General features: G+C 50.4%; 2 protein-coding genes. Both read right to left on the bottom strand.

Features of this window, described 5'->3' with window-relative positions; translation table 11 throughout:
• Positions 1 to 293: hypothetical protein (locus tag KDK17_RS03505; RefSeq protein WP_257287350.1), on the bottom strand; the 293-nt coding region annotated here is incomplete at its 3' end.
• A 118-nt stretch (positions 294 to 411) separates the two neighbouring features.
• On the bottom strand, positions 412 to 1301 hold an 890-nt coding region (locus KDK17_RS03500), incomplete at its 5' end, for a hypothetical protein (protein WP_257287349.1).

Raw genomic sequence — 1301 nt, 5'->3', positions numbered from 1 at the left:
TCCTGCCCGGATGATTCTGATGGCGGGTTGGGTTGTTGGTTGTGTCCAGAGCCAGACATCATAGCGGTTATCGTGAGTGGGTGATCCTGACTGATCCCCCGGAGTTCCATAGAGTTAAACGACGGTGAGTCTGGGTTACAATAGCTTTTTAAAAGCGAACCGGCAAAGGCAACCACTTTTACAGATATCCCTGAATAGGGGTTGGAGGATAGTGGAGTGTCTTTGGTGTCGACAGTAAAACGTTCTGTCAACTGTTCAGCATTACAGACGACAGATAACGTTAGTAACAGCAAACGAGATGCCGCAAAGAGTGAGTGTTTAATAATTCTATCCCTGTATTCTGGCTTTTACAGAGCAAGGATAGATCAAGAAAGCCTCATAAAAGGTCGGTTGCCAGATTAAGAACTAAGGTCATTGTTCAGAAGGCTTGCGTTTTTGATGCATTCTTTTGTGATTCGACAGGGCTTTTGCATTCTTGCAGACCTTTCCGCATGGCTGTTGTTGGCCTTCCTCCCCGACCACGGTGACATCACAGGTTTGTTGTCCAGTGTGGTATCCGCTTTTATGCTCCAACAGGGCTTTAGCATTCCTGAAGATCTTCCCGCATGGCTGCGGCTGACCATCCTTCCGAACTACAGTCACGTCACAGGTTTGTTGCCCGGTGTGGTCTCTGTTTTTGTGATTCGTCAGGGCTTGAACATTCTTGCAGGTCTTTCCGCATGGCCGCGACTGATCATCCTCACCGATTACAGTTACGTTACAGGTTTTTAGCCCGGTGTGCTGTCCGCTTTTGTGAATGTACAGATATGCGGCATTTCTGCAAGCCTTTCCACATGGTCGCGGCTGGCCACCCTCCCCGATTACGGTCACGTCACAGGTCTTTTTCCCGGTGTGCTGTCCGCTTTTGTGAGTGGCCAGAGCTGCAGCATTTCTGCAGACCGACCCGCAGGGCCGTTGCAGACCGTCCCTCCCGATCACGGGCACATCACAGGTTTGTTGCGTCGTGTGGTCTCTTCTTTTGTGATTCTGCAGGGCTTGAGCATTCTTGCAGACACTCCCACACGGCTGCGGTTGACTATCCTCCCCGACCACAGTCAGGTCACAGATTTTTTGCCCGGAGTGGCTGTTGCCTATGTGACGCGACAGTGATTTTGCATCCTTCAAGACCTTCCCACATTGCAGCAGCTGGCCATCTTCCCCGAATATGATCAAGTTGCAAATGGCTTGCCCGGCAGGGACGTTTTTATCGATTGTCCCTACAACCATTGAATCTAAGGCGACCCCGTTAACAGGTTTGCAAA

It is taken from the genome of Endozoicomonas sp. SESOKO2 (assembly GCF_024606245.1).
Taxonomy (GTDB): Bacteria; Pseudomonadota; Gammaproteobacteria; order Pseudomonadales; family Endozoicomonadaceae; genus Endozoicomonas_A.
This window is presented reverse-complemented; position numbering and strand designations above follow the sequence as displayed.